This window comes from Achromobacter dolens (genome assembly GCF_902859745.1).
GTDB classification, from domain to species: domain Bacteria; phylum Pseudomonadota; class Gammaproteobacteria; order Burkholderiales; family Burkholderiaceae_B; genus Achromobacter; species Achromobacter dolens.
This window is the reverse complement of record NZ_CADIJW010000065.1, coordinates 21,352-27,836: the sequence shown is the minus strand read 5'-3', so window position 1 is coordinate 27,836 and position 6,485 is coordinate 21,352. Positions and strand designations below refer to the sequence as shown.

9 protein-coding genes and 1 pseudogene are annotated in these 6,485 nt (G+C 71.4%); 2 read left to right on the top strand and 8 right to left on the bottom strand.

All coding sequences use genetic code 11. The features are described from left to right. A pseudogene (locus HV783_RS26870) lies at positions 1-253 on the top strand (hypothetical protein); the annotation flags it as partial. Positions 254-313: 60 nt separating this feature from the next. On the opposite strand, the gene HV783_RS26865 reads toward HV783_RS26870, so the two are convergent. The 6 genes from HV783_RS26865 to HV783_RS29550 all read right to left on the bottom strand — a co-directional run bounded on the left by HV783_RS26865 (position 314) and on the right by HV783_RS29550 (position 2,599). Then, on the bottom strand, positions 314-580 hold the full coding sequence (locus tag HV783_RS26865; protein ID WP_156330771.1) for a hypothetical protein: 267 nt from the start codon (positions 578-580) through the stop codon (positions 314-316). A 38-nt stretch (positions 581-618) separates the two neighbouring features. Continuing rightward, positions 619-849, bottom strand: coding sequence for a hypothetical protein (locus HV783_RS26860; protein WP_054502948.1), 231 nt, complete (start codon positions 847-849; stop codon positions 619-621). Between the two features lie 24 nt (positions 850-873). Continuing rightward, positions 874-1,419 (bottom strand): DUF4142 domain-containing protein, encoded by a 546-nt coding sequence (locus HV783_RS26855; RefSeq protein ID WP_054502947.1) that lies wholly within the window; start codon positions 1,417-1,419, stop codon positions 874-876. A 157-nt stretch (positions 1,420-1,576) separates the two neighbouring features. Further along, positions 1,577-1,765, bottom strand: a complete 189-nt coding sequence (locus tag HV783_RS26850) for a CrpP-related protein (RefSeq protein WP_162876623.1) — start codon at positions 1,763-1,765, stop codon at positions 1,577-1,579. A gap of 94 nt (positions 1,766-1,859) precedes the next feature. Continuing rightward, the gene (locus HV783_RS26845) at positions 1,860-2,153 is read right to left on the bottom strand and encodes a MatE family transporter (protein WP_116791829.1); all 294 of its coding nucleotides are present in this window, start codon (positions 2,151-2,153) and stop codon (positions 1,860-1,862) included. A 38-nt stretch (positions 2,154-2,191) separates the two neighbouring features. Further along, the gene (locus HV783_RS29550) at positions 2,192-2,599 is read right to left on the bottom strand and encodes a hypothetical protein (RefSeq protein WP_244976816.1); all 408 of its coding nucleotides are present in this window, start codon (positions 2,597-2,599) and stop codon (positions 2,192-2,194) included. Between the two features lie 166 nt (positions 2,600-2,765). On the opposite strand from HV783_RS29550, the gene HV783_RS26835 reads away from it, so the two are divergent. Beyond that, the gene (locus tag HV783_RS26835; RefSeq protein ID WP_054502944.1) at positions 2,766-3,815 is read left to right on the top strand and encodes an NAD(P)-dependent alcohol dehydrogenase; all 1,050 of its coding nucleotides are present in this window, start codon (positions 2,766-2,768) and stop codon (positions 3,813-3,815) included. 31 nt (positions 3,816-3,846) lie between these two features. On the opposite strand, the gene HV783_RS26830 is transcribed toward HV783_RS26835, so the two are convergent. Together HV783_RS26830 and HV783_RS26825 are read right to left on the bottom strand one after the other, a co-directional pair. Further along, positions 3,847-5,199: a four-carbon acid sugar kinase family protein gene (locus HV783_RS26830; RefSeq protein ID WP_175190207.1), complete on the bottom strand. Its 1,353-nt coding sequence runs from the start codon at positions 5,197-5,199 to the stop codon at positions 3,847-3,849. Continuing rightward, on the bottom strand, positions 5,196-6,473 hold the full coding sequence (locus HV783_RS26825) for a ribulose-bisphosphate carboxylase large subunit family protein (RefSeq protein WP_175190206.1): 1,278 nt from the start codon (positions 6,471-6,473) through the stop codon (positions 5,196-5,198). The genes HV783_RS26830 and HV783_RS26825 overlap by 4 nt, the downstream gene beginning before the upstream one ends. Between the last annotated feature and the right edge of the window lie 12 nt (positions 6,474-6,485).

The following is a 6,485-nucleotide window of genomic DNA, read 5'->3' as shown; positions in this document are numbered from 1 at the left end:
GGGCTCGCAGGCGCCGGTCGCCCCGGCCCCGTCGCCGGCCATGCCTGGCGAAGGCGCGGCCGGCCCGTCCAAGGGCGATCCGACGGCGCCGCCGCCCACCATTCCCCGTACCGCGCCGCCAGACAAGCCGCCGGCGCCCACGCAGGGCCAGGGAACGGTCAAGGGCTCGCGCGCCAATCCCGCGGCCGATGGCCAGATCCCGGGCGGCCGAACCGGCTCGGGCGGCAGCAAGAGCAACGAGTTCGGACGCTGACCCGCTCGCCCGACCGACTTGCGGGGCGTAGACCTCGCGAGAGGCCAAGCGCCGCGCCCCTCAGGACGTCAGGCGCGCGGCCAGGTTGAGCGTCACCAGCAGCATCGAGCCCATGGCCCACAACAGCAGGGCCAGCCACAGGCCGACCGACAGCCGGGGTCGGCGCCGCGGCGCGGCAAGCGCGTCGCCAGGCGCGGCCGGCGCGGGCCGCGCGAGATCCGCGTTGGCCGCTGCCGAAGGGCAACAGCAAGGAGATTGCGGCGGCGTCAGCGACACCGCCGCGTTGCCGATCATTGTCGAGGGCTCCACCGGTTTGGGAGTGATCATCGCAGCAGCTCCTGTCGTTCGCAACGCGGACCATTCGATCAGGGCGGGGCGCTCCAGACCGATGCCTGGCGGTACTGCTCGGCCCGCGCCAGCGTCCGGTAGAAATCGGCGCCGGCGCGGACCAGCGCCTCCATTTCACGCGGCGACAGCTTGTCGTTCAGCGCGGCCAGGCATCCCGCATAGTCGGAAAGCACTTCGGGCCAATCGCTGAGCGGCCGGTCGGAAACGGAGGCGGCCAGCATGCGCGCCAACAACTCATCGCGGTCCATACGTTAGCCATGGGTCCGTCACGCTCATTGCTTCTCGGTTGCCTGCTTCAGGGTCTTGGCCATCTGCAGATGCTGCTGCAGCGTCGGCAGCGTCTGGATGGCGAACTGCTTCACATCCGGATCCTTGACCTCGTTGGAGGCCTTTTCGAACAGCTTGACGGCATCCTCGTGCGCATCCACGCCGATTTCCTCGGCATAGGCCTTGTCGAAGCCTTCGTCGCGCAGGCCCAGCGCCTTCAACCGCGCCTTCTGCACCAGGGACGGCTCGGTGGGCACCTCATAGCCCTTGCCCTTGGCCAGGGTCGCCAACTGCTGCCCGGCCTTGCCGTGGTCGTCGATCATCTTCTGCGCGAACGTCTTCACGTCGGCGCTGTGGCCTTTTTCCAGCGCCATCTTGCTGCCCTCGACCTCCAGGTGGCCGGACTGCGCCGCGCTTTCCAGGAAATCGCGGTCGCCGCTGTCCAGCTTGGTGGTTGCCGGGGCGGCGGGCGCGGCTTGCGCCATGCTGGCCTGCGGGCCGCCCAGCGCGAGAAGCAGCAGGGAAAGGGTGGTGAGATGGCGGATGGTCATGGCGTACTCCCGTTGGGTTGGCGTGCGCGGCGCATCGGATATGGCCGTGCTGCCATACAGCAATCCATGTTCCCGGGCCGGGAAGGGCCATGCCGTGCACGATCGACCGGCAGGGGTGCGGGAGGAACGGTACTTTTTACCGACCTCCGCCGGATCGCTACAGGCGCGGCCGCAAGCGCTGTTGGTCCTGCCAGCCGCCTTCCCAGGCGCGCACTTTTTCCAGCCACTGGCCTATCGGCTCGCGGGTACGCGAAGGCAGTGACTCCAGTTTGAAATAGGGGCAATCCAGCTTCCAGGCGCCCTGCATCGCGGCGGCCGCCCCTAGCCTTCGGATGTCTTCATACATTGAATCTCTCCAAAAGGATGGGTAGGAGTGCCCAGCTTGCGCGCGATGAGGGCAGGCGTCGATGGTTATTACCGAACGACACACTGTTACAGCGTTACGGGCCGCGGCGGCGGCTCGACGGCTCCGGCGTGTCGGCCTCGCCGCCATTGCGCACCGCGTCGGGAGGGGAATGCGACACGCCTGCCTCGGCTTCATCGACGACGTCATCGGGGCGGATGTCGGCGCCGGGGTCTTCATCGGGGATGCGCGGATTGGCAGCGGGGCGTGCGCCGGTGCCCTGCGCATCGCTGTCGCGGCCGCGCGAGGACGATGGCAGGTCGCTGGGCGAATCCGAGGAGTCGCTGGGGCCGGCGGGGGGCGAGGTGACGGGGTCGGGATTCGATGACATGGCGTAACTCCTGAAATTGAGGGGAGGGAGGGCCGGCGTCAGCCCAGTCGCCGGACCAGGCGCGCGACGCGGGCGATGCCGCCCGTGCCGCTGGCGGCGCGGCCGACCAGGGTGGTGCCGGCCAGCGTCCACAGCACGCGGCGCAGCGGCGTCGCGCCGCGCATGCCGCGCAGCATCATCCATGCGCCCAGGCCCAGCACCACCAGGTGCTCGCCTGGCAGATCGGGACGGGCGGCGTCGAGTTCGCGCAGGCGCCGCGGCGGGCGGGCGGCGGTCACGGGGCCGTCATCCGGACGCGGATCGTCGGCGGTCGAATCCGCCGGTTCGATGTCCTCGTCCGGAATCTGGTCGTTGCCCTCCTTGCGCGCGTCGTGGCGGGCGTCGTCGGGCACGGCCGGGTGTTGCGGGCGCGGCGGCGGGGGCGAAGGCGTTGACGGGCTGGACATGGCGGCTCCTTGGGCGGGGGGGAATTTCCCGTCGCCAGCAAGCGCCGCTCCCGGCCGAGCCACCGCGGCCGTGCAGGATTGGGCAGGAATCTCGGCGGATTGCGCTACCGGCGGCGCAAACGATTCCGGACAATGTCCCTTTTGGACAAGCACCAGGGAGTCTTCAATGCTTGTGAAAGCCTATGGCGCCTACGCCGCCGACAAACCGCTCGAATCGCTCGAGATCCGCCGCCGGGCCACCGGCGCCCATGACGTCCAGATCGACATCGCCTACTGCGGCATCTGCCACTCCGACCTGCACCAGGTGCGGTCCGAATGGGAAGGCACGCAATATCCCTGTGTGCCGGGCCATGAGATCGTCGGGCGCGTCGCCGCCGTCGGCGACCACGTGCAGGGATTCAAGCCGGGCGACCTGGTCGGCGTCGGCTGCATCGTCGACAGTTGCAAGCACTGCGCCGAGTGCGCGGACGGCTTCGAGAACTACTGCGATGGCATGGTCGGGACCTACAACGGGGCGACCGCCGACGAGCCGGGCTGGACGCTGGGCGGCTACACCCAGAAGATCGTGGTGCACGAACGCTACGTGCTGCGCGTCAGCCATCCGGCCGAGCAGTTGGCCGCGGTGGCGCCGCTGCTGTGCGCCGGCATCACCACCTATTCGCCGCTGCGCCACTGGAACGCCGGGCCCGGCAAGAAGGTCGGCGTGGTGGGCATCGGCGGGCTCGGCCACATGGGCATCAAGCTGGCCCATGCGATGGGGGCGCACGTGGTGGCCTTCACCACCTCGGAATCCAAGCGCGACGCGGCCCGCGAGCTGGGCGCCGACGACGTGGTGGTGTCGCGCAATCCGGATGAGATGGCCGCGCATCTGCAGAGCTTCGACTTCATTCTCGACACCGTGGCGGCGCCGCATGACCTGGACGCCTTCCTGGCGCTGCTCAAGCGCGACGGGGCCATGACCCTGGTGGGCGCCCCGGCCACGCCGCATCCGTCGCCGAACGTCTTCAACTTCATCATGAAGCGCCGCTCGCTGGCAGGCTCGATGATCGGCGGCATTCCCGAAACGCAGGAGATGCTGGACTTCTGCGCGCGGCACGGCATCGTTGCCGACATCGAGATGGTGCGCGCCGACGAGATCAACGCCGCCTACGAGCGCATGCTCAAGGGCGACGTCAAGTACCGCTTCGTGATCGACAACGCCACGCTGGCGGGCTGACGCGGATGCCGGCGCCGGGCGGCGGATCGCCTCAGGCCCGCCCGGCGCCGAGTACCAGGTCGTCGAACAGTGTCGTTCCGCCCATCTGCCCGCCCTTGAGCATCAGTTCCAGCCCGTCGGTCAGCGGATCGTCGCTGCGCGCCACGCTGACGGTGACGCCGGGTGCGAGCGTGCCGTGAAATCCCAGGCCCCATAACCCCAGCGCCAACGCGGCGTGGCTGGAGGTGTCGCCGCCGGCGATGCCCAGGCGCGTGAGCCGGCGGCCGGCGGCGGCGCTGGCGCGCACGATGCCGGCCGCCAACTGCCCGGTGGCGCGCGCGGTGGCGGCGGTCCGGTCCGCCGTCAGGGTCTGGTCGGGCGCATCGGTATGCAGCAGCACGTTGTGCCCCGAGGCCAGCGCGCCGGCCGCCTCCTCGATGCGCGCCCGGGCATAGGCCGGGTCGCCCAGCAGGCGTTCGACCTGCAAGGGGTGCCTCGCATACCGCTGGCAGGCGGCGATCTGGCGGGCCGTGACCGGCGACAGGCTGCCGGCCACCACCAGCACCGGCCCCTCGGCGGGCGCCAGCGTGGGCGGGGCGGACATGGGGGCGAGTCCGGCGGCGCGCGTCAGCGCCTGCTGCACGCTGCTGGGACCCACCGCCAGCAACGGCAGCGCCGCGGCCGCGCGCCACAGCAGCCGGCCGATCAGCGCCAGTTGTTCGTCGTCCACCAGGTCCAGCAGCAGCGGGCCGTCGACCGTGTGCACGATGTCGTCGATCCAGTCATCGGCCGCGCGCAGGTCGGCGGGGCCGCGCAGCGGAGGGTAGGCGGTATGGGGCAGGGATCCGATGCCGGTCAGCCCCTGCCGCGCCAGATGGCGGCGCAGGTCGGCCTCGTGCATGGGCGTGACGGGATGCGCGCGCATCACCGGGTGCCGGTCGATGCGGTGGACCTCGGGGTCGGCGCCGGCGCGCGCGAACAGGGTGGCGAAGCTGCAGTAGCGCCCGATGCCGGGCTGGCCGCCGACGATGGGCACGAGCGGATTGAGCATGTGGCGCCGCAGTTCGGCCACGGCCGCGCCGATGCTTCCCACGTGCGGGGCGCTGTCGAAGGTGGAGCAGCACTTGTAGTGCAGGATGCGGGTGCCGGTGGCGGCCAGGAAGCGGCCGGCCATGCGCAGCTCCGCCGTCATCGCGTCGGGCGCCATGCCGCGCGCCGCGCCTGCGATGCCCAGGGCGTCCAGCGGGCCGGCGCGTTCCAGTTGTCGCGGCGTCGGCACGCCCAGGAAAAGCAGGCTGCGCCAGCCGGCCAGCGCCACGTGCGCCAGCGTGTCGGTGGCGCCGGTGAAGTCGTCGCCGTACCAGGCGACGCGCGGCGCGGCGGCGCGGGCGGGACCGTCCGTCATGCGCGCGACCCGAAGTGTGCCAGCGCGCGCCGCAACTCGGGGGCGTCAGCGGCGAAGCTGGCCAGGTCCTGGCCGGCGCGCGCCGCCTGCCAGGCCTGGCGGATGCTCCGCACGCCGGCCGCCGGGCCGTCCGGATGCGCCAGGATGCCGCCGCCGGACATGAACAGCAGGTCGTCGGTGCGCACTGCGGCCCAGGTGGCGGGCACCGTGCCGGCCCACTGGCCGGACGAGAACGCCGGCATCACCGCGTCGTCGATGCCGGGGGTGAGCGGCGCCAGGCAGTCGCGGGCGCTCTCCACTACCTCGGCGTCGGGCTGCGAGAACTTGCCTTGCAGGCCGTGCACGTGCATGTGGTCCACGCCGGCCAGCCGCCACAGCGTCTGGTAGGCCTGGAAGCCGATGCCGAGCGAGGGGTGGCGCGACAGCGCGCCGTAGCCGTTGCGATGGCCGTGCAGCGCCAGCGGCGTGTGGCGGCGCAGGGTCTGGATGGCGGAATAGCCGCACCAGTTCAGGCTGGCCATCACGCAACTGCCTTGCTCGCGCTCGATCAGGTCGGCATGGCGCCGCATGGCGTCGGTTTCGTCGGTGATGTTGAAGGCCACCATGACCTGGCGCCCCGTGCGTTCGCGGTGCGCCCGCACCACCGCCATGACGGCGGCCACGCGCTGCGCCAGCGGCGCATGGGCGGGGTTGGCGCAGACTTCGTCGTCCTTGATGAAATCCACGCCCGCCGCGCACAGCCGCGCCACGAGGTGCGCGGTCTGCTCGGGCGAGAGCCCGACGTTGGGCTTGATGATGGTGCCCACCAGCGCGCCGCGGTCCACGCCGGTCAGCGCGCGCGTGCCGGCCACGCCGACGCGCGGCATGTCGAACTGGGCGCGGTAGTCGGCGGGCAGCTCCAGCCGTTCCAGCCGCAGGCCGGTCACTTCGCCCAGGTCGTACAGGTTGCCGCCGACCGTGGCGGCCAGGGTCGGCAGGTTGGGGCCGATGTTGGCCACCGGAAAGGCGATGCGCACGCGGGCGCGGCGCAGCGTGGCCGGCAGGCCGCCCGGCTGGCGCGCCAGCCAGGCGTTGGGCAGGCTGGCGTGGCCGGTGGATTCGAGCTCCCGCACCGATTCGACCTGGGCGCGGGCGCGCGCCCGCAGTTCGTCGGTCTCGCCCTCGACGCGGGTGAAGGTGCCGCAGGACTGCTCGCCCGCCATCACCTCGGCGACGCGCGCCGGGTCCAGCGGGGTTTCGATCAGGTAGGTGGCGCGGATGACTTGGGTGTTCATGGATGGGTTCCG

Coding starts and splice junctions, on each gene's coding strand:
- HV783_RS26865 (WP_156330771.1), bottom strand. CDS start 580: ATGATCACTCCCAAACCGGTGGAGCCCTCGACAATGATCGGCAACGCG.
- HV783_RS26860 (WP_054502948.1), bottom strand. CDS start 849: ATGGACCGCGATGAGTTGTTGGCGCGCATGCTGGCCGCCTCCGTTTCC.
- HV783_RS26855 (WP_054502947.1), bottom strand. CDS start 1,419: ATGACCATCCGCCATCTCACCACCCTTTCCCTGCTGCTTCTCGCGCTG.
- HV783_RS26850 (WP_162876623.1), bottom strand. CDS start 1,765: ATGTATGAAGACATCCGAAGGCTAGGGGCGGCCGCCGCGATGCAGGGC.
- HV783_RS26845 (WP_116791829.1), bottom strand. CDS start 2,153: ATGTCATCGAATCCCGACCCCGTCACCTCGCCCCCCGCCGGCCCCAGC.
- HV783_RS29550 (WP_244976816.1), bottom strand. CDS start 2,599: ATGTCCAGCCCGTCAACGCCTTCGCCCCCGCCGCCGCGCCCGCAACAC.
- HV783_RS26835 (WP_054502944.1), top strand. CDS start 2,766: ATGCTTGTGAAAGCCTATGGCGCCTACGCCGCCGACAAACCGCTCGAA.
- HV783_RS26830 (WP_175190207.1), bottom strand. CDS start 5,199: ATGACGGACGGTCCCGCCCGCGCCGCCGCGCCGCGCGTCGCCTGGTAC.
- HV783_RS26825 (WP_175190206.1), bottom strand. CDS start 6,473: ATGAACACCCAAGTCATCCGCGCCACCTACCTGATCGAAACCCCGCTG.